The organism is Phaeospirillum tilakii (genome assembly GCF_042683125.1).
Lineage (GTDB): Bacteria > Pseudomonadota > Alphaproteobacteria > Rhodospirillales > Magnetospirillaceae > Phaeospirillum > Phaeospirillum tilakii.
Window position 1 is genome coordinate 70,517 of the sequence record NZ_JBHUIY010000013.1, and the last position, 18,461, is coordinate 88,977.

Annotated in this window: 19 protein-coding genes; 10 read left to right on the forward strand and 9 right to left on the reverse strand. The window is 70.2% G+C overall.

All coding sequences use genetic code 11. The features are described 5' to 3' along the window. The first annotated feature begins 21 nt into the window (after positions 1–21). The 3 genes from ACFSNB_RS08435 (at position 22) to glk (ending at position 3,511) form a co-directional block, all read left to right on the forward strand. Complete coding sequence (locus tag ACFSNB_RS08435) at positions 22–987, forward strand: ABC transporter ATP-binding protein (protein ID WP_377315729.1); 966 nt, start codon at positions 22–24, stop codon at positions 985–987. Between the two features lie 101 nt (positions 988–1,088). Beyond that, positions 1,089–2,555, forward strand: a complete 1,467-nt coding sequence (gene glgA, locus ACFSNB_RS08440; RefSeq protein ID WP_377315730.1) for a glycogen synthase GlgA — start codon at positions 1,089–1,091, stop codon at positions 2,553–2,555. Further along, the gene (glk, locus tag ACFSNB_RS08445; RefSeq protein WP_377315731.1) at positions 2,552–3,511 is read left to right on the forward strand and encodes a glucokinase; all 960 of its coding nucleotides are present in this window, start codon (positions 2,552–2,554) and stop codon (positions 3,509–3,511) included. Before glgA ends, glk begins: the two co-directional genes overlap by 4 nt. Positions 3,512–3,603: 92 nt before the next feature. Here the strand turns inward: glk and ACFSNB_RS08450 are convergent, their stop codons facing one another. From ACFSNB_RS08450 to ACFSNB_RS08460, 3 genes are all read right to left on the reverse strand, one after another. Beyond that, positions 3,604–4,050 (reverse strand): DUF2501 domain-containing protein, encoded by a 447-nt coding sequence (locus ACFSNB_RS08450; RefSeq protein ID WP_377315732.1) that lies wholly within the window; start codon positions 4,048–4,050, stop codon positions 3,604–3,606. Between the two features lie 132 nt (positions 4,051–4,182). Next, complete coding sequence (locus ACFSNB_RS08455; protein WP_377315733.1) at positions 4,183–5,094, reverse strand: hypothetical protein; 912 nt, start codon at positions 5,092–5,094, stop codon at positions 4,183–4,185. 34 nt (positions 5,095–5,128) lie between these two features. After that, on the reverse strand, positions 5,129–5,938 hold the full coding sequence (locus tag ACFSNB_RS08460) for a cell envelope integrity EipB family protein (protein ID WP_377315734.1): 810 nt from the start codon (positions 5,936–5,938) through the stop codon (positions 5,129–5,131). A gap of 261 nt (positions 5,939–6,199) precedes the next feature. Between ACFSNB_RS08460 and ACFSNB_RS08465 the strand changes: the two genes are divergently transcribed. Next, positions 6,200–6,454: a hypothetical protein gene (locus ACFSNB_RS08465; protein ID WP_377315735.1), complete on the forward strand. Its 255-nt coding sequence runs from the start codon at positions 6,200–6,202 to the stop codon at positions 6,452–6,454. Between the two features lie 14 nt (positions 6,455–6,468). On the opposite strand, the gene ACFSNB_RS08470 is transcribed toward ACFSNB_RS08465, so the two are convergent. After that, positions 6,469–7,404 (reverse strand): alpha/beta hydrolase, encoded by a 936-nt coding sequence (locus tag ACFSNB_RS08470; protein WP_377315736.1) that lies wholly within the window; start codon positions 7,402–7,404, stop codon positions 6,469–6,471. Positions 7,405–7,610: 206 nt separating this feature from the next. Between ACFSNB_RS08470 and ACFSNB_RS08475 the strand changes: the two genes are divergently transcribed. Further along, the gene (locus ACFSNB_RS08475) at positions 7,611–8,261 is read left to right on the forward strand and encodes a trypsin-like peptidase domain-containing protein (protein ID WP_377315737.1); all 651 of its coding nucleotides are present in this window, start codon (positions 7,611–7,613) and stop codon (positions 8,259–8,261) included. A 63-nt stretch (positions 8,262–8,324) separates the two neighbouring features. Here ACFSNB_RS08475 and ACFSNB_RS08480 read toward each other — a convergent pair whose 3' ends face one another. Further along, complete coding sequence (locus ACFSNB_RS08480; protein ID WP_377315738.1) at positions 8,325–9,041, reverse strand: AraC family transcriptional regulator; 717 nt, start codon at positions 9,039–9,041, stop codon at positions 8,325–8,327. A 175-nt stretch (positions 9,042–9,216) separates the two neighbouring features. Here ACFSNB_RS08480 and ACFSNB_RS08485 point away from each other — a divergent pair, with 175 nt between their 5' ends. The 5 genes from ACFSNB_RS08485 to ACFSNB_RS08505 all read left to right on the forward strand — a co-directional run bounded on the left by ACFSNB_RS08485 (position 9,217) and on the right by ACFSNB_RS08505 (position 13,505). After that, on the forward strand, positions 9,217–9,720 hold the full coding sequence (locus tag ACFSNB_RS08485; RefSeq protein WP_377315739.1) for a hypothetical protein: 504 nt from the start codon (positions 9,217–9,219) through the stop codon (positions 9,718–9,720). Then, on the forward strand, positions 9,717–10,271 hold the full coding sequence (locus ACFSNB_RS08490) for a M4 family metallopeptidase (RefSeq protein ID WP_377315740.1): 555 nt from the start codon (positions 9,717–9,719) through the stop codon (positions 10,269–10,271). The genes ACFSNB_RS08485 and ACFSNB_RS08490 overlap by 4 nt, the downstream gene beginning before the upstream one ends. Next, complete coding sequence (locus tag ACFSNB_RS08495) at positions 10,268–10,522, forward strand: protealysin inhibitor emfourin (RefSeq protein WP_377315741.1); 255 nt, start codon at positions 10,268–10,270, stop codon at positions 10,520–10,522. The genes ACFSNB_RS08490 and ACFSNB_RS08495 overlap by 4 nt, the downstream gene beginning before the upstream one ends. A 71-nt stretch (positions 10,523–10,593) precedes the next feature. After that, on the forward strand, positions 10,594–11,673 hold the full coding sequence (locus ACFSNB_RS08500) for an AbrB family transcriptional regulator (protein ID WP_377315742.1): 1,080 nt from the start codon (positions 10,594–10,596) through the stop codon (positions 11,671–11,673). Positions 11,674–11,906: 233 nt separating this feature from the next. Continuing rightward, entirely contained in the window at positions 11,907–13,505 is a 1,599-nt protein-coding gene (locus tag ACFSNB_RS08505; RefSeq protein WP_377315743.1) for a hypothetical protein, read from the forward strand. 91 nt (positions 13,506–13,596) lie between these two features. On the opposite strand, the gene ACFSNB_RS08510 is transcribed toward ACFSNB_RS08505, so the two are convergent. From ACFSNB_RS08510 to ACFSNB_RS08525, 4 genes are all read right to left on the reverse strand, one after another. Further along, entirely contained in the window at positions 13,597–14,619 is a 1,023-nt protein-coding gene (locus tag ACFSNB_RS08510) for a hypothetical protein (RefSeq protein WP_377315744.1), read from the reverse strand. A gap of 221 nt (positions 14,620–14,840) precedes the next feature. Next, a complete protein-coding gene (locus ACFSNB_RS08515; protein WP_377315745.1) occupies positions 14,841–16,652 on the reverse strand; it encodes a YXWGXW repeat-containing protein in 1,812 nt (603 codons plus the stop codon). A 122-nt stretch (positions 16,653–16,774) separates the two neighbouring features. Further along, positions 16,775–17,506 carry an HAD family hydrolase gene (locus ACFSNB_RS08520; RefSeq protein ID WP_377315746.1) on the reverse strand — a complete coding sequence of 244 codons (732 nt, stop codon included), beginning with the start codon at positions 17,504–17,506 and terminating at the stop codon, positions 16,775–16,777. Beyond that, positions 17,503–18,393: an ROK family protein gene (locus tag ACFSNB_RS08525; protein WP_377315747.1), complete on the reverse strand. Its 891-nt coding sequence runs from the start codon at positions 18,391–18,393 to the stop codon at positions 17,503–17,505. Before ACFSNB_RS08525 ends, ACFSNB_RS08520 begins: the two co-directional genes overlap by 4 nt. Positions 18,394–18,461: the final 68 nt, after the last annotated feature.

An 18,461-nucleotide genomic window follows, 5' to 3' on the forward strand; every position in this document is an offset into this window, starting at 1 on the left:
GGATGATACCCATTGGCGGCGATGGTTCAAACAGACTCTCATCCCCCCCGCGCCGCCCTGCCGGCGGCGGCGGTGTCGGTCACCGGCCTGACCAAGGTCTATCGCGGCGGCAAGCGGGCGCTCGACGGCGTCAGCCTCGACGTGCCGCGCGGGGCCTTCTTCGGCCTGCTCGGCCCCAACGGCGCCGGCAAGAGCACCCTGATCAACATCCTGGCCGGGCTGGTGATCAAGACCGCCGGCACGGCGCGGATCTGGGACCGCGACATCGACCGCACCCCCCGCGCCGCCAAGGCGGCGATCGGGGTGGTGCCGCAGGAACTCAACCTCGATCCGTTCTTCACCCCGCGCGAGCTGCTCGACGTCCAGGCCGGGATGTACGGGGTGCCGCGCGCCGAGCGGCGGACGATGGAGATCCTCGACATCGTCGGTCTGGCCGACAAGGCGGATTCCTACGCCCGCACCCTGTCGGGCGGGATGCGCCGCCGCCTGCTGGTGGCCAAGGCGATGGTCCATTCGCCGCCGGTGCTGGTGCTCGACGAGCCGACCGCCGGGGTCGATCTCGAACTGCGCCAGCATCTGTGGGAAGCGGTGCGGGGGATGAACGCCCAGGGCGTCACCATCCTGCTGACCACCCATTACCTGGAGGAGGCGGAGCAGCTCTGTGACCGCATCGCCATCATCAACCACGGCAAGCTGGCGGCGCTCGACACCACCGCCGCGCTGCTGGGGCGGATCGACGGCAAGACCCTGCTGCTGACGCTCGACCGGGACCTCGACCCGGCCGGCCTGCCGCCGGCGCTGGCCCGCTTCGCCCCCGAATTGCGGCCGGGGCGGCGGATGGTGATCCGCTACCGTCCGTCCGAGGTGGCGGTGGGGGCGATCCTGGCCGAGATCGCCGCCGCCGGGCTCGGCATCGTCGATCTCACCACCGAACAGACCGATCTCGAAGACATCTTTCTGCAACTGACCTCGTCGCGCGCCGGTTGACGGCGGCGGCCGGCCGGCCCGGCCAGCCGCCCCTCGACCGGGGGCGCGATCCACGCTACCCTGCGGGCAAGGGCGGTGGCGGGTCCTGGAGGGAAACGATCATGCGCGTGCTGTTTGCGTCCTCGGAAGTCTTTCCCCTGGTCAAGACCGGCGGCCTCGGCGACGTCTCGTCCGCTTTGCCGGCGGCGCTGGCGGCGGCGGGCCACGAGGTGCGGATCCTGATGCCCGGCTATCCCGCCGCGCTGTCGGCCACCACCGACCGGCGCGAGCTGGCCCGCCTCGGCGATCCGCTCGCCACCGGCAGCGAGGTGGTGCTGATCGAGGGCCGCATGCCCGACAGCGGGGTGACGGTGTGGCTGCTCGATTGTCCCGCCCTTTACGCCCGCGACGGCGGCCCCTACACCGACCTCGCCGGGCGCGACTGGCCCGATAACGGGCTGCGCTTCGGCCTGCTGTCCTGGGCGGCGGCGGCGTTGTCGTGCGAGGGCAGCCCGCTCGACTGGCGGCCGCAGATCCTCCACTGCAACGACTGGCAGACCGGCCTCGCCCCGGCCTGGCTCCAGGCCTGGAACACCCCCGGCCGCGCCGGCACGGTGTTCACCATCCACAACATCGCCTATCAGGGCCGCTACGGCGCCGATCTGGTGGCCCGGCTCGGCCTGCCGGCCGACATGTACGCCCCCGAGGGGCTCGAATATTACGACACCCTGTCGTTCCTCAAGGGCGGCATCTATTACGCCGACCGCCTGACCACCGTCAGCCCGCGTTATGCCCGCGAGATCCAGACCCCGGCCTTCGGCTACGGGATGGAAGGGTTGCTGGCGTGGCGGGCCGGGGTGCTGACCGGCATCCTCAACGGCGCCGATTATCAGGTGTGGGACCCGGCCACCGACCGCCATCTCGCCCGCGTGTTCAAGCCGGGCGATGCCGCCGGCAAGGCCGCCAACAAGGCGGCGCTGCTGAATGAACTGGGGCTCCAGCCCCAGCCGCACACCCCGCTGCTGGTGGTGGTGACCCGGCTGACCGAGCAGAAGGGAATGGACCTGCTGCTGGCGGTGCTGCCGGCGATCCTGGCCCAGGGCGCCCAGGTCGGGGTGATCGGCACCGGCGACCGCGCCCTCGAACAGGCCTTCCTCGCCGCCGCCGCCGCCCATCCCGATCAGGTTGCGGTGCATATCGGCTATTCCGAGCCGCTGGCCCACCGCCTGATCGCCGGCGGCGACATGCTGCTGATGCCGTCCCGCTTCGAACCCTGTGGCCTGACCCAGCTTTACGCCTTCCGCTACGGCACCGTGCCGGTCGGCCACGCCGTCGGCGGGCTGGCCGATACCCTGGTCGATACCAGCTACGACACCCTGATCAACGGCAGCGCCAACGCCTTCGTGTTCGAGCATTCCAATGCCGGCGCCTTCCAGTGGGCGATCGAGCGGGCGGTGTCGCTCTATCGCGATCCCGACCGCTGGCGCCGCATCGTCGAGGCCGGGCTGGCCCAGGATTTCTCCTGGAGCCGCGCCGCCCAGCATTACCAGGACCTCTATGCCGGCCTGATCGCCGAGCGCGGGCTGTGACCTTGGCCCCGGGACTGGTCGCCGACATCGGCGGCACCCATGCCCGCTTCGCCCTGGTCGGAGCCGACGGCAGCGTCGGCGCGCCCGAGGTGCTGCGCTGCGCCGATTACCCCTCGCCGGTCGAGGCGGCGCGGGCCTATCTCGCCGGGCCGGGCGAAGGCGCCGTGCCCGATCGCGCCGCCTTCGCCATCGCCTGCCCGATCGACGGCGACGAGGTGGCGCTGACCAACTCGCCCTGGCGCTTCTCGCTGGAGGAAACCCGCGCCGCGCTCGGGCTCGACCGGCTCGACGCGGTCAACGATTTCGCCGCCGTCGCCCTGGCCGCGCCTCATCTCGGCGCCGCCGACCTGCTGACGGTCGGCGGCGGCACGGCGCGGGCCGGCTTTCCGCTGGTGGCGCTCGGCCCCGGCACCGGGCTCGGCGTCGCCGGGCTGGTGCCGCTGCCCGGCGGCGGCTGGCAGGGCGTGGCGGGCGAGGGCGGTCACGTCACCATGGCTCCCGCCACCGACCGCGAGGCGGCGGTGCTCGACTGGCTGCGCGCCCGCTTCGACCATGTCTCGGCCGAGCGGGTGCTGTCGGGCCAGGGGCTGGTCAATCTCTATCAGGCGCTGTGCGCGCTGTCGGGTCATCAGGTGGTGTTCAGCACCCCCGACGTGATCAGCGCCCACGGCCTCGACGGCAGCGATCCGGTCTGCCGCGAGGCGGTCGAGCTGTTCTTCGCCATGCTGGGAACGGTGGCCGGCAATCTGGCCCTGACCTTCGGGGCGCATGGCGGGGTGTTCCTCGCCGGCGGCATCCTGCCCCGGATGGCCGAGGCCTTCCGCGCCTCCGGCTTCCGCGCCCGCTTCGAGGCGCATGGGCGGTTCCAGTCCTATCTCGCCGGGATCCCCACCCGGTTGATCCGTCATCCGCTGCCGGCCTTCGTCGGGTTGGCGGCGCTGGTCGGTGGCAAGTAACGGCAGGTGGGCTCCCGCCCACACCCGGCCGGGGCGATGCCCCGGACCCCCTTTGATTTTCTCAAGGGAGCCAGGGGCACCGCCGGTCGGGGTTACATCAGCGACTTGGCGTGGTCGAACACCATGTCGCACATCTTCGACTTCAGCGAGTCCTTGAGGCCGTCGAGCGAATAGACCGCGCCGTTGGCGGTTTCGATCCGGCCCTGCTCGCCGAGGCGGAAGCCGTTGGAGGTCTGGACGTCGTTGCGGCCGCTCAACTGGCCGAGCAGGGTCGAGGCGCCCGACTGCTTCAGCAACTGGTTCTTGAGACAGTAGCCGAGCAGCCCGGTGGTGTTGGGCAGCGCCAGCCCGGAGACGTCGGGCAGGGCCTTGTCCACCAGCGCCCCGGCCTGATTGCCGATCATCTGGCCGAGCGGCGAGGCCGCGCCGCCACCGTTGCTGCTGCTGCCGCCGAAGCCGGGCAGCCCCTGCGCCATCGCCAGCCCGCCGCCGAGAATGATCGAGGCCGCCAGCACCAGCGCCGCACCGCCATTCCGCATCGTGGTCTTCCTTCCGTCGTTCTGTCGCGCCGGGACCATCCCGACACGTTACCAAGGGTGGAGGGCCGACCGGCCCTCCGGGGGGATCGCCAAGGGGCGCCCCGCCCCTTGGCCGGCGCCAGCCCCTTTGTTTCAGGCCGGCGCGCTGTTCATCCGGGCAAGACTGTCCTGGAGGGTGGCGAGCTGGCCGGCGACCGAGGCGGCCTGTTCGGCCAGACCAAGCGAGTCCAGGATCGCCCCCAAACTTTCCAGCGTCGCCACCAGCGACGGCACCGCCGCCAGCGGGTTGTCCGGCACCAGCGCATGCAGCAGCTCGACCGCCTCCAGCGCCGCTTCCAGCCCGCTCGAATCCTGTCCGGCGCGGTGGCGGCAGCCGGCCAGGGTGCCGAGCGCCTGGGCCAGCAGCAGCCGCAGCCCCTGGTCGGTCTCGCCGCCCTCGCGCCGCAGCAGGCGGGCGAGGCCGGTGGCCTCCTCGGCGTGGCTGACCGCCCGGGCCGGGTCGAGGCCGGGGCCGACCGCCGACTGGATCAGGGTCAGGGCCAGGATCTGCACCGCCGCCCCGGGCGGGGTCTCGCCGAACAGATCGACCGTCCGCCGCCGCATGTCGAGCGCCAGATCCCACCGTTCGAAATCGGCGAAGGCCTGGGCGGCGCGGTGCAGCGCCTCGACCATCGCGCCGAGGAACGGCCGGCCGGCCTCGCCGCCGGCGCGGAAGGTGTCGGCGGCGGTGGCCAGCCCGGCGGCGGCGTCCTCGATCGCGCCCTGGCGCAGCCGGCCGCCGGCATGGTTGATCTCGGCCGCGACCAGCACGAAGCGGGTGGCGTCGGGATCTTCCGCCATCCCCGCGCGGGCGGCCCCGACCGCCTCGGCGGCGAGACGGTCGGCCTCGTCGCTCTGGTTGAGGCCGTACAGCACCCCGGACAGTTCGTTGAGGGTCTGGGCCAGGGCGCGGGGCGGGGTGGCCGGGGCGGCGCGCAGGGCGGCGAGCCGGGCGCGCAGGGCGGCGGGATCCGCCTCGGGCGGGACGCTGGGGTGAGCGGTCATCGCGTTCTCCGGGCTGGGGGCGGCGGCCCCCGGGTCAGCAGCGCGGCCGCGGCAGCGCCTCGATGGATTCAAGTTTGCCGTGCAGGCTGAAATTGGGAAAGATCTGTTCGATGTCCCGCGCCACCCCGTTGGCGTGGTAGACCAGCGCCATCTCGAAATCCGGCAGCGGGTTGCTGCCCCGGGTCGGGAAGAACGCCATCCGCATCGGCCAGGCCGGCGGCGCCAGCAGCGGGTTGGCCTGACCGTCGGGCGGGGTGGTGATCACCCGGCCGATGCGGGCGCTGGTCTCGAACGGCCCCTCGTCGCCCTGGCCGTCGAACAGCGGCCGCGCCAGCGCCTGTTCGCCCCGTTCCGCCAGCGCGAGCAGGCGCAGGGTGTGGGCGGTGGGGAACAGGGTGCCCTTGGGCAGGCGGATCTGCCGGACCTCGGGCCGGGTGAAGCGGGCGACGCCGCCCTGGCCGGGACCGTTGAGCCGGGCGGTGCCCTCGACCTCGTCGGTGACCTCGCCGTCGCGCGACTGCCGCACCCGGAAATGGTAGCGCAGCCCGTCCTTGGATTCCCAGCCGAGGAAATCGGTGACGGTGTCGGCCTGACCGCCCTCGGCATAGGAATAGGTCAGGGCGAGACGGAACTCGGTCACCCAGGCGTCGCAGGAATCGCGGAAGGCGTAGCTCCAGGTCCCGCTGGCATTGGCCATCCCGCTGCCCGAACGCGACGAGGACAGGCTCATGTGGTAGGTGGCGCGGTGGGCGGCCAGATCGACGGGATTGGCCTGGGCCCACGCGGCGCACAGGCACCCCCCGGCGACCAGCCCCGCCAGGGCCAAACCACGAAACCGTTTCATCCGTTCCTCCGGGGGGACAAGTGAGGGGTCAGTATACACCATGGGCCGGGCGGGACCAGACCGGTCGATCCTTCCCGCCGTGCGGCAAGAACTGCCGCCCGCCCGGACGGTTGCGGTTTGGCCCCACCCGCCGCCGCCACCGGGGCCGCCCCGCCGAAACCGGGGCGAAACCCGGGGAAACCCGGCCCGGCGGCGCGGGGGGGCGGCGCTGGCATGCCTGATGCATGGCGTCTGCCCGGACGACAAAGGGGGACGTAAGGCATGGCGCTGACGATCGCACTGGAAACTTCGGTGGTGAGCAGCATCGTGCATGCCGTTCCGCTCCGGAGCGCGCCGCCCGCCCCGGCGCCGGTCGCCGTCGCCGATGCCGTCAGCCCGTTCCTGTTCGATGGCGAGGCGCTGACCGCGCTGCTGAACGAACTCTGTGCCGAGGGCTCGCTGTCGCGCGAGCAGCTCCGCACCATGGTCCAGGCCGCCGAGCGCCTGCCCACCACCGCCCCCCGCCGCACCGCCTGAGTCGTCCCGCCGGGTCAGGCCCCGGTGGCGTCGGCCGCTGGCTCGCCGAGATGGGCGAGGAACCAGGCGCGCGCCGCCCCCGCCGCCTCGGCGAAACGGCGCTGGTAGGGGTCGAAATGGCCGCCCCGGATCAGACACAGCCGCTTCGGCTCGACCGCGTCGCGAAAGGCGGCGAGGGCGAGGTCGGTCGGGGTGACGGTGTCGGCGTCGGCCACCACCATCAGCAGCGGAGTCGGCCCGATCCGCTCGATCCGCGCCGCCGGCTCGTACTCGCCGGCCAGCTCGACCGAGCGCAGGGTGACCGAGTTTTCCCACCGCCCGTCCGACAGCGCCGCCGCCGCGCCCCAGAACGCCACCGCCTCGGCGTCGGCATACAGGCCGGGCTCGCCGTTTTCCGGGATCACCCGCCGCCGCGCCGGGGCCTCGCCGCGCAGCCGGGCGGCGCGGTCGGCGGCGAAGGCGGCGCGCAGACCCGCCATCGCCCCGGGCGCCACCCGGCGGCGGAAGCTCTCGCCGCCGCTGATGGTCGGCACCTGGGCCACCACGCAGCCGACCCGGCGGTCGATCGCCGCCAGGGCGAGGACGTGGCCGCCGCTGTAGCTGCTGCCCCACAGCCCGATCCTGGTGGGATCGATCCCATCCTGCATGCCGATCCAGGTGACCATGCCGCGCAGATCCTCGATCTGGCGGTGGGGGTCGATCTCGCCGCGCGGGCTGCCGCCGCTCTGGCCGAAATTGCGGTGGTCATAGGCCAGCACCGCGAAGCCGGCGGCGGCGAAGCAGGCGGCGAAGCGGTCGAGTCCCTGTTCCTTGACGCAGGCATAGCCGTGACTCATCACGATCGCCGGGCGCGGGCCGGGCAGGGTGGGGCGGTACAGCCAGCCGGCAAGGCGGATTCCCTCGATCTCGGCGGTGATGTCGGCGCGGGTGAAGGGGATGGGATCGGTCATCGGGGCAAGCTCCGGTGGGGAAGGGATCGGCCGAGGATAGGCCGCGCCGCCGGCCGTTTCGCCGCCGGTTCGGACAGAATCGGCGGCGAAACGGACAGAATGGGGCAGGGGGGCCGAAAGGCTCCGCCTCTCGGCGCTCTCCGCGAAGGGCCGGGGGCCCTTCGAACCCATTGGACATGCGCGGCGGCGGATGATGGAGTCGGGCGATGATCTCGCGTCTGGCCGTCATCGTTCCGGTCCTGCTGTTGGCCGCTCCGGCGTGGGGGCAGGCGTTCAGCGCCTATGTGGTCGGGGTCGGTCCCGGCGCCGCCGCCGATCCGGCGACCCGGGCCAACGGTTCGGGGGTCTATCTCGGCGACGGGCGGGTGCTGACCGCCGCCCATGTGCTGGGGCGCGGCCCGGCCGGGCGGCCGGTGACGGTGCTGGTGGCGGGCGTGCGGCTGCCGGCGGTGATCCGGCGCGAGGGCGACCTGGACGGGATCGACGCCAGCCTGATCAGCCTCGATCCTGCCGCCCTGCCGCCGGAGCGGCGGGCGCTGCCGCCGCTGGCGCTGTGCCCGCGCCTGCCGCCGGTGGGGACGCTGGTGGCGGTGGCGACGCCGACGCGGCGCTTTTCCCCCCGGCTGCTGCCCGCCACCCTGCTGCCCGAGCCGCTGGCCAGCCGGATGCCGACCCTGGTCGAGGAGGTTGACGCCAATTCCGGCTCGCCGGTGTTCGATCCGGTCGCCTTCTGCCTGCTCGGGCTGATCACCCGGCGGATCGAGGGCACAATGTCGGCCCCCGGCGCGGCCGGCGAACGCCGCGGCCTCGCCCGCGCCTTCGTCGCCGCCGACCGGCTGGCCGAGATCCTCCGCTGACCCCCATGGGTTCGAAGGGCCCGTGGCCCTTCGCGGAGAGCGCCGAGAGGCGGAGCCTTTCGGCTAGCCCCGTCGCGGCGGCTGCCCGGTGGCGCGGCGGACCATCGCGGCGAAGGCCCCTGGATTGCCATAACCGAGATCGAGCGCGACACTGGTGACCGCCTCGCCGGCGGCAAGGCGGGGCAGCGCCAGCAACAGCCGGGCCTGGCGCCGCCATAGATCGAAGCTCATCCCGGTTTCGGCGCGGAACAGCCGGGCCAGGGTGCGGGCCGAGGCGCCGACCTGTTCCCCCCAGGCGGCGAGGCCGCGCCGGTCGGCCGGGTCGGCCAGGATCGCCGCGCACAGCCGGGCCAGCCTTGGGTCGTGCCCGGTCGGCAGCGACCAGGGCGTCGCTGCGCTCCAGTCGAGTTCCCAGCCGATCAGGTCGAGGATGCGGCGGTCGCGCTCGTCCGGCGGCGGGTCCTCGGCGATCGCCGCCGCGCGGTCGAGCAGGGCGCCCAGCAGGGCCGACACCCGCACCGAGGCCGGCTCATCCGGGGCGGCGGCGGGCAGGGCATCGGGATGGAAATAAACGCTGCGCAGCTCCACCGCTCCCCGTGCCCGCAGCCGGTGTTCGATCCCGGGCGGCACCCACAGCGCCTGTCCGGGCGGGATCAGCCAGATCCGGTCGCGGGTGGCCAGCTCCATCACCCCGCTGGCGGCGTGGATCAACTGGCCGCGCGGATGGCGATGCGGCGGCAGGCGATGGCCGTCGGGATAATGCCGGGCCAGCGCCCGCACCGGCCCGCCGTCGAGCCGGCCCTGGGGCGGATCGACCGGGCCATCATCGCCTGATTTGGGTGTCGAAGGACGGTCTAAACCTGTTTTTGAGGGGTTCTGCATCTGCCGGAGTTGAGTTATGGTTACTTGTTCGATAATTTTAACAATTATTAGGCGAAACTAATTTTTCAGGACGATGACAATGACGTTGTGCCAACGGGCCGTAATCCCCAATTTCCTGCTTGAGCGGTTGAGACAGTCGCAGGATCAGGAGATTGCCGAGGCGGCCGATCACACCATCGATTTGAACACCCAATTTGCCCAGGCGAGAAATGCCGCCTTGCGTCAGTCGGGCTTACCCACCCGGGCGCGTACCGGCTTGCGGCGGGTGATCCGGGATTGCGAGCAGACCAACGATCTCAACAGCCGGACGGTTAAATCGGAAGGGGATCCCGACAACGCGGATCCGTCCGTGGAGAACGCCTACCGTAATACCGGGCTGACCTGGAGATTTTTCAAGGAAGTTTTTGGGCGGGAATCGGTCGATAACCTGGGGATGACGCTGGCCTCGTCGGTTCATTACGGCAGACAATATGAAAACGCGTTCTGGAATGGCAATCAGATGGTTTTTGGCGATGGCGACGGCGGTAAGTTTTTTTTGATTTCTCCGGTGTTTTGGATGTCGTCGCGCACGAAATGAGCCACGGGATTACGCAGTTTTCCTCTCGTCTTGACTATCACGGTCAGACCGGGGCGCTGAACGAATCTTTTTCCGATGTGTTTGGCATCATGACGAAACAATGGGCGCGTCAAGAGGTCGGTGAGGCGGCCAACTGGTTGTTCGGCGACGAATTGCTGGTACCGGTCCCCACGCGGCGTGCCTTGCGCGACCTGCGCGCGCCGGGGACGGCATTCAAGGGCGATCCGGATCTGGGCGACGATCCTCAGCCGGCTCACATGAGAGATTACAAAAAGACCGAGGATGATGACGGTGGGGTCCATATCAATTCCGGGATTCCCAACCGGGCTTTCTATCTGGCGTGCGTGAATCTGGGCGGTCCGAGTTGGGAAAAGGCGGGGCAGATATGGTACCGGGCTCTGACCCGGCCGTTGCCCGCCAGTGCTGATTTTCTTAAGTGTGCGGAGGTCACAATCTCGGTGGCGGGGGAGGTTTACGATGACGCCGCGGCCCAGGCGGTTGCGGCGGCGTGGAATGAGGTTGGAGTGGTGGTTTCTGGAGGCTCGTCATGAAAGTTGTCATCGAACGGCAAGGTGGCGTGGCAGGCATTCGTCGCCGGCGTGAACGCGACGATGCCGACCTGACCGAAGCTCAGCGTGCCGCGCTCGAACGGATTGTGACCGCCGCCCCCACCTCGGTGACCGGTGGCGCGCCGGATCGCTTTGTTTATAAGATCGAGGTGATCCATGGTGATGGATCCCCACAGGTGATGCGGGTGCCCGAGTCGGCAATGCCGGAAGAGCTCAAGCTCATCACGGGATGATCGATGGGGTCAGCCCCTGTGGCGCGGCGGCTGCGATGGATTTCCGGCTGGGTTGAGGTTACAACCCGGCGATGCCTTCCGTCGTTTTCTTCCGTGCGCCGCTGTGGTCGCGCTGGGCCGGCCTGCTGGCCCTGTCGCTGCTGCTGACCGTCCTGATCGAGGCCCTGCGCCTGCCGGCCGGGCGGATGCTGGGGCCGATGCTGGCCGGCATCCTGTTCGCCCTGGCCGGTGCCGGCCTCGGCGTCGGCCGCTGGCCGTTCCTGGTCGCCCAGGCGGTGGTCGGCACCATGATCGGCGCCGGGATCGATCCCGCCATCGGCCGCGACCTGCTCGCCCACGGTCCGCTGTTCGCGGCCCTGATCCTTGGGGTGATCGCGGTCAGCGCCGGGCTGGGCTGGCTGCTGGCGCGCTGGCGGGTGCTGCCCGGCACCGTCGCGGTGTGGGGCTCCTCGCCCGGCGCCGCCGCCGCGATGACCCTGATGGCCGGCGCCTGCGGTGCCGATGCCCGCCTCGTCGCCTTCATGCAATATTGGCGGGTGGTGCTGGTGGTGCTGACCGCCACCCTGCTCGGCTGGAGCGCCGGCGGCACCCTGCCGCCCCCGGTGGCCGAGGATTGGCTGGCCCGGCCCGGCCCCGCCTTCGGCCTGACCCTCGCCCTGATTGGCGCCGGCCTGCTGTGCGGGCGCTGGCGCGGCCTGCCGGCCGGGGCGATGCTGGTGCCGCTGGCCCTGGCCGCCCTGCTGCGCGATGGCTTCGGCCTGCGCCCCGAGCTGCCGCCGCTGCTGCTGACCCTGTCCTACGCCCTGATCGGCTGGCGGATCGGGCTCGGCTTCACCCGCGCCACCCTTGGCCATGTCGCCCGCGCCTTGCCGCGCGTCACCGCCGCGATCCTGCTCCAGATCGCCCTGTGCGCCGGGCTTGGCCTGCTGCTGTCGGGGCTGATCGGGGTCGATCCGCTGACCGCGCTGCTAGCCACCAGCCCGGGCGGGGCGGATTCGATCGCGATCATCGCCTCGACCCTGCCGGTCGATCTGTCGTTCGTGATGGCGTTGCAGACCCTGCGGCTGATCGTGGTGATCCTGGTCAGCCCCCGGCTGGCCCGGCTGATCGCCGGCCGGTTCGACCGTCCCGTGCCGCCGGAGCGGCCCTGATCGCCCCGGCGTTAAGGCGGCATTGACCAATCGGGGGTCAAGATCGGCGTTCGTCTCCTGGGAGCAAGCCCGTCCCCGATGCCCCGTCGCCCGCCCCGCTCCGCCCGCGCCGACGCCGCCCCCCGACGAAGCCGCTTGCGTTACGCCACAGATCCGGCTTGTCTTTTCTGGCATGATCGCGTTCCGTCTCCGGGCGGAGCCGCACCGTTCACCATCTCGGGCCGTCAAACACCATGAGTCAGCCTTCCGCCGCCGCCCCTTCCGCAGCCCTGCCGCCGTCGGCGCAGGCGATGAACCGGCGTATCGCCCAGTTGCTCAGCCGGTTCGGCCTCGATGGTGCCAAGGTGCTGGCCGACGCCGCCACCAACCGGATGGCCGCCAGCGAGCTGCTGACCAATCCGGCGCTGGTCAACCCCAAGGGGCTGATCCTGCTGCACGGCATCGGCACGATGGACGCGATGCTGGAACTGGCCACCAACGGCAAGCCGGCGATCCCGCTGCCGAAGGATTCCAAGGTCGGGCTCCAGGCGATCGTGCTGTTCCTGCGCCTCAACCACACCCCGGAATTCAGCTGGCGCGACAACGACACCCCCTCGGCCTGGTCGACCCGGATCATCGACGCCCTGTTCGGCGCGCTGGCGACCAAGAAGGTGTTCGGCCCGAGCGACTTCCTCGCCCTCGACCGCCTCAGCACCAATCCGCTGTGGCAGGGGCTGTTCGCCTACGCGCTCGACCTGTTCCTCAGCGCGATCGCCGATCCCAACCGGGTCGCCAGCCTCGACCGCGCCACCTCGCAGGCGGCGGTGCAGGCCTTCCGCACCTCGGCCGCCGCCCGCCAAGCCCGCCTGCCCAAGATCAAGTACGGCAACCCGCTCGCCAGCTTCAAGGACATCGCCGAATACGCCATCGGCGAATATCTCGGCGGGCTCGACGTCAACGACGCGCTGGCCCGCACCCTGGTCCAGGCCCAGCTCGGCCTCGGCGACGATTCCGGCAAGGAAAAGTTCGAATCGTTCCTCAAGAACAACCGCATCATGCCGGAAACCTTCCCCACCACCGTCCAGGTGCTGTACGAGAAGGTCAATGCCGAGGTCCGCTTCACCGAAAGCGAGGGCGAGGTCGCGGCGGTGTGCTGGGCCTATGCCGTCGAGATGAAGCAGACCCAGGTGATGGAAAAGCTGTTCGCCAGCTTCGCCGACGGGGTGTTCCCGGTCGCCGCCAAATGCCGGCGCTATTTCTCGTTCGGCGGCATCGCCCCCAAGGACGGGGCGATGGTGATCTCGCGCTGGGCCGCCCGCTCCCAGCTGCTGGCCGAGATGCGCAAGGGCGGCCTGTCCAAGCAGGTGGCCGACCTGATCCCGATGTTGTCGCAGGAGGAACGCCGCGCGTTGCTGGCCTTCCGTGACGGCCGCACCGAAAGCCGCTCGCTCAGCACCCAGGACGTCGAACGCTACGTCCGCGCCCGCTGCAAGATGCTGACCCTGTCGGCCCAGCAGGCCAAGATCGGCCGGGTCGAACGCCTGCTCGCCTCCCAGGTCAACGGCGCCGAGCAATTCATCCTGCGGCCGGGCCAGGCGATCCTTCAGGACATGACCTACGGCGTCGATGTGTTCTTCCGCGCGCTCCGTACCGTGATCGAGGATATCTGCGAAGGCACCGGCGCCATGCTGCGCGAGCAGATGAAGGTGCTGCACGAGTTCGAACGCCGCTATGGGCCGCTCTCGACCGTCTCGCTGCTGGTGCCGATGCCGCCCAAGGGCAAGCCGGAACAATGGATCCAGGACGCCCGCTCGGCGCTGGCCAAGGTCGATAACAGCTATTTCGAACGCTGAGCCGGCGGGGGGAGGCGTCGGGCTGCCGCCCGAACCCGCCTGGGGCTGGCGCCCCAGACCCCCCCCTTTTTTTGAAAGCACAAGGGGGCGGTCATAGTGAGGTGTCGTCGTCCCACGTCTGGCCCCACGTCTCCCCATTGTACTTATGCGGTGTATCCCGGAACAGCTTTGCTTTGTTCCTGAAATAGGTTTCGTAAGTATTTCCGTCCTCTGCGAGGTCGTCGCCGAATCGGCGATAGCAGGGCTCTCCGTCGATGAAGTAGGCTCCCTTCCATACTTGACGGACATCGTGAAGATAATTCTTGGAGGAGAGGTCTGATCCTTTAAAGGAAATGGTGAAGACCGCGTTTTTGTATTTCCAGTCCACAACGCGGACCGCAAAGGCCCTGGTCGGCCAGGCATCCACCACGACGGCGCTGTCCGATATTCGCAAAGCCTGGGCGTCCAGTCCCGGATCGGCCAGGATCACGGCCGCATGGAAGCTATCCGCGGATACCTGCAACGACAGTCGATAGATTTCCGTGTCCGGCGTGACGGTTTCCTTGAGATGAAAGAAGGCCACCGAGGCGAAATCGTCGCAAACGCCGGCGCGGAACTTCCGGGCGGCGATCGCCCGGGCCGCCGCGTCGTTGATCTCGGTGATCTTCGCGACCGGCTGCGCCTCGGGGGGCTTGAGACCCGGGTGTTGCAGGGCCTGCTGATCAATAAAGGAGTTGCCGATTTTTGATCGGATGATCCTGGCATAAGTGGTGGCTTCGGTGGCGGCAAGATAGCTCATGCCGTTGGAGGCCTGAACCTGGGCGGGAATATTGGCTGCGCCGTAGGACAGTTTGCCCCTAGTATAAATGATCGACTGGTTGGCGATAATTAGTCGTTTCCCGACCTGGGAGGGGATTGGGCCAAGGCTATTTTGATATTCCTCCGCCGTCGTTGCTTTTTTCACCATGCGCTGGAGCGGACGAGGGGCAGGTCCGGGCGGCGCGTGGCTGGCCGGTGGCCTCGGGACCGGGCCGAATCTGGTCGGCGGCGGGAGATGAACGGCAGGCCCGCGCGGGGCCGTCACTTTCTGGATCTGGCCGACGGGACCGTATTTGGTCGGCGGGGGTGGCGGCATGGCGCGGCCTCCTGCTCCAGGCGGCGCGATCGTTTCTTCAGCGATTGCGCCGCAACCAAAAAGATTTAACTCATCCTATCACGTGCGCAAAGGGCGCGTCGCTGAAATTCCTCCGGGCGGGGGGACCCAGCGCCGCTGGGCCGTCGCGCCCTCCTGACCGGCCCATCTGGGCCGCGCCAAGTCGCGATGAGGGTCTCTCACCGCGGCTTGGGATCTGGGGGTCAAGGACGACGGCCTTCCTCCTCGGGCGGACGGTGTGCCTGTCGCGCCTGCTCCTGCTGCTGGCGCTGCATTTCCTGGGCCCGCCGGGCTTGGTCCTGCTGCTGGCGCTGCATCTCCTGCGCCCGTTGGGCCTGTTCCTGCTGCTGGCGCTGCATCTCCTGCGCCCGCCGGGCCTGCTCCTGCTGCTGGCGCTGCATCTCCTGCGCCCGCTGGGCCTGCTCCTGCTGCTGGCGCTGCATCTCCATCGCCCGTTGGGCCTGTTCCTGCTGCTGGCGCTGCATCTCCTGCGCCCGCCGGGCTTGGTCCTGCTGCTGGCGCTGCATCTCCTGCGCCCGTTGGGCTTGGTCCTGCTGCTGGCGCTGCATTTCCTGCGCCCGCTGGGCCTGTTCCTGCTGCTGGCGCTGCATCTCCTGCGCCCGTTGGGCTTGGTCCTGCTGCTGGCGCTGCATTTCCTGCGCCCGCTGGGCCTGTTCCTGCTGCTGGCGCTGCATTTCCATCGCCCGCTGGGCCTGTTCCTGCTGCTGGCGCTGCATCTCCATCGCCCGTTGGGCCTGTTCCTGCTGCTGGCGCTGTATTTCCTGCGCCCGCTGGGCCTGTTCCTGCTGCTGGCGCTGCATTTCCATCGCCCGCTGGGCCTGTTCCTGCTGCTGGCGCTGCATTTCCATCGCCCGCTGGGCCTGTTCCTGCTGCTGGCGCTGCATCTCCTGCGCCCGCTGGGCTTGGTCCTGCTGCTGGCGTTGCATTTCCATCGCCCGTTGGCCCTGGTCCGGCGGCTGAGGCTGACGCTGGATGTCGATCGGGCGTTGGAAGGGCTCCCGGGGCGGGACCGGGGCCGGCGAGGGGACTGGGGCGGGCTGGGCGGCGGGCTCCCGGGGCGGGACCGGGGCCGGCGAGGGGACTGGGGCGGGCTGGGCGGCGGGGGCCCGAGGCGGAATCGGGGCGGGCGAGGGGACCGGAGCGGGCTGGGCGGCGGGGGCCCGAGGCGGGACCGGGGCTGGCGAGGGGACCGGGGCTGGCGAGGGGACTGGGGCGGGCTGGGCGGCGGGGGCCCGGGGCGGGACCGGAGCCGGCGAGGGGACCGGAGCCTGCGGCGCGGGGGGGACGGGGGGAACGAAGGCGGGCAGGGGCGGCTGGCCCTGGTTGACGGTGGCGAAATTGGCCCGATTGTTGCGCGCGCCGCGTTCGAATTCGCCCTGGAACGGGGTGGGGGGCAGGCGGTGCTGGCTGAACAGCGCCTGTTGACCGGGGGTCGGCTGGGCGTTGATGCCGCGCGGGCCGCCATTGAAGCTGGGGAAATGGTCGGGCCGGGGCGGCCGGATCACCACGGTCGGGTTGTTGTAGATATTGTGGATCACCACCCGATTGACGGTGACGACGGCGATGTTGTAGGCGAACCGGTTGCCGCGCCATTCGCCGCCGACGAAACCGATCCCGTCATAGCCGTAGCCGTAGGGGATGCCGCCGTAATAGCCGACCTCGGGCGCCCAGTAGCCGGGATGCCAGACATAATAACCGGCGGGGTTCCAGCTCCAATAGCCGGGAGTCCACAGAAATCCGGGGGCGGGGGCCTGGACCCAGGTGCCGGGGACCCAGTAATAGCCTTCGGGGCCCCAGGCCCAATAGCCCGGCGTCCACAGATAATCCGGCGCCGGGCAGGGCGGCTGTTCGTAATAGGGCAGCGGCGGCGGCTCGAACTGGGTGACGAGTTCGACCATTTCCTGAGCCTGGGCCGGCGTGGGGGCCAGCACGGGGGGCACCACCAGCGGGGCGGCCAGCAGCAGGGGGGCCAGCAGGCAACGCAGTCTGATCATCGGACAAAACCCCAAGGGGACGAACGGCGGGTTTCCGCCAGGAAAAAACAGCCCGAAACGGCCGGCGCGGATTTGCACCCTCGCTTGACCTTAATCGATCCTGTCTCTCTTTTGCGGTTTCTTTATGATCGATCGGGTTTGTTTGTGGCGTCTTGAGGGCGCCCGGCTGGGGCGTCGGGCCACAGCAGCGCGCGCACCCGATGCAGATCCGGCACGATGGCGACGCACAGCGCCTCCATTTCGGCGGTGGCGGCCAGCAGATCGGGCACCATCACCGGCAGCATCCCGGCCCGGGCCGCGCCGCGCACGCCATTGTGGGAATCCTCCAGCACCAGACAGCGGGCCGGCTCGATTCCCAGCCGCGCCGCCGCGCTCAGGAACGGGTCGGGGTGGGGCTTGCCGCGCGGGGTATCGCCCTTGGCGACGATCGCGGCGAAGCGTTGGTCGAGACCGAAGGCGGCGAGGTGATGATCGACGCTGGCCCGCAGCGACGAGGTGGCGATCGCGGCCGGGAGGCCGGCGGCGTCGAGGGCGTCGAGCAATTCGACCGCGCCGGGCTTCAGCCGCAGCGCGTCATCGAGCGTTTCCTCGAAATTGCGCCGCGCCGCCGCCCAGAAGGCGTCGAAGGCGAAGCCCGGACCGAACCGCTCCCGCAGCGCGTCCCGGGCCGCCTCGCCCGACAGGCCGAGCAGCGACAGATAGACCGACAGCGGCAGCTCGATCCCGCTTGCGGCGGCGGCGGCCATCACCGCGTCGCGGTAGAGATCCTCGGTGTTGAACAGCAGCCCGTCCATGTCGAAGATGACGGCCTGTGGCTGCGGGAAGGGTCTCGAATCCCCGGCCCGATCGGTCATGATCCCTCCTCCACGCCTTCATCCGCGCCCCACAGCCAGGCCGCGCCGCGTACCCCGCTGGAATCGCCGTGACGCGGCGGCAGCAGCCGGGTGGCGACGGTGTCGGAGAACACCCAGCGCCCCCATTGCTCCGGCACCGCCCGATAGAGCGACTCGACCCGCGACAGCCCGCCGCCGAGGACGATCACCTCGGGATCGATCAGGGTGATGATCTGCCCCAGCGCCCGGGCCAGCCGCCCCTGATAGCGCCGGAGCGCCTCCCCTTCCGGCCGCTCGGCGGCGATCTGGGCGGCGGTCAGCCCGCGCCCGTCGTCGCGGGCCAGGGCCGGCCCGGACAGAAAGGTCTCGATGCAGCCATGCCGCCCGCAGTAACAGCGCGGCCCCGGCCGCTCGTCATCCTCGGGCCAGGGCAATGGGATATGTCCCCACTCCCCGGCGATGGCGTTGGGCCCGCCGAGCAGCTTGCCCTCGACGACGATGCCGCCACCGACCCCGGTGCCGAGGATGACGCCGAACACCACCCGAGCCCCGGCGCCGGCCCCATCGCTGGCCTCGGACAGGGCGAAACAATCGGCATCGTTGGCCAGCCGCACCGGCCGCCCCAACGCCTGGGCCAGATCGCGATCAAACGGATGCCCGATCAGCCAGGTGGAGTTGGCATTCTTGACCAGCCCGGTGGCCGGACTGATGGTGCCGGGAATCCCGACCCCCACCGTCCCTTTTTGCCCGGTCTCGCTTTCGACCGCCGCGACCAAGGCGCGAATGGTGGCGATGGTGGCGGGATAATCGCGCCCACTGGCGACGCGGCGCCGATAGAGTTCGGTTCCATCCGCCGCGAGAGCGATCGCCTCGGTCTTGGTGCCGCCGAGATCGATGCCGATCCGCATGAGTGCCGCCTTCCTTCAGGGAGGTCCAGGAACCTCAGGTTCCTGGTGGGTGCGGGCAAAGCCCGCGT

Bases quoted from the DNA above. Each gene is read 5' to 3' on its own strand.
- ACFSNB_RS08435 (WP_377315729.1), top strand. From the start codon at position 22: ATGGTTCAAACAGACTCTCATCCCCCCCGCGCCGCCCTGCCGGCGGCG.
- glgA (WP_377315730.1), top strand. From the start codon at position 1,089: ATGCGCGTGCTGTTTGCGTCCTCGGAAGTCTTTCCCCTGGTCAAGACC.
- ACFSNB_RS08450 (WP_377315732.1), bottom strand. From the start codon at position 4,050: ATGCGGAATGGCGGTGCGGCGCTGGTGCTGGCGGCCTCGATCATTCTC.
- ACFSNB_RS08455 (WP_377315733.1), bottom strand. From the start codon at position 5,094: ATGACCGCTCACCCCAGCGTCCCGCCCGAGGCGGATCCCGCCGCCCTG.
- ACFSNB_RS08460 (WP_377315734.1), bottom strand. From the start codon at position 5,938: ATGAAACGGTTTCGTGGTTTGGCCCTGGCGGGGCTGGTCGCCGGGGGG.
- ACFSNB_RS08465 (WP_377315735.1), top strand. From the start codon at position 6,200: ATGGCGCTGACGATCGCACTGGAAACTTCGGTGGTGAGCAGCATCGTG.
- ACFSNB_RS08470 (WP_377315736.1), bottom strand. From the start codon at position 7,404: ATGACCGATCCCATCCCCTTCACCCGCGCCGACATCACCGCCGAGATC.
- ACFSNB_RS08475 (WP_377315737.1), top strand. From the start codon at position 7,611: ATGATCTCGCGTCTGGCCGTCATCGTTCCGGTCCTGCTGTTGGCCGCT.
- ACFSNB_RS08485 (WP_377315739.1), top strand. From the start codon at position 9,217: ATGACAATGACGTTGTGCCAACGGGCCGTAATCCCCAATTTCCTGCTT.
- ACFSNB_RS08490 (WP_377315740.1), top strand. From the start codon at position 9,717: ATGAGCCACGGGATTACGCAGTTTTCCTCTCGTCTTGACTATCACGGT.
- ACFSNB_RS08495 (WP_377315741.1), top strand. From the start codon at position 10,268: ATGAAAGTTGTCATCGAACGGCAAGGTGGCGTGGCAGGCATTCGTCGC.
- ACFSNB_RS08500 (WP_377315742.1), top strand. From the start codon at position 10,594: ATGCCTTCCGTCGTTTTCTTCCGTGCGCCGCTGTGGTCGCGCTGGGCC.
- ACFSNB_RS08505 (WP_377315743.1), top strand. From the start codon at position 11,907: ATGAGTCAGCCTTCCGCCGCCGCCCCTTCCGCAGCCCTGCCGCCGTCG.
- ACFSNB_RS08510 (WP_377315744.1), bottom strand. From the start codon at position 14,619: ATGCCGCCACCCCCGCCGACCAAATACGGTCCCGTCGGCCAGATCCAG.
- ACFSNB_RS08515 (WP_377315745.1), bottom strand. From the start codon at position 16,652: ATGATCAGACTGCGTTGCCTGCTGGCCCCCCTGCTGCTGGCCGCCCCG.
- ACFSNB_RS08520 (WP_377315746.1), bottom strand. From the start codon at position 17,506: ATGACCGATCGGGCCGGGGATTCGAGACCCTTCCCGCAGCCACAGGCC.
- ACFSNB_RS08525 (WP_377315747.1), bottom strand. From the start codon at position 18,393: ATGCGGATCGGCATCGATCTCGGCGGCACCAAGACCGAGGCGATCGCT.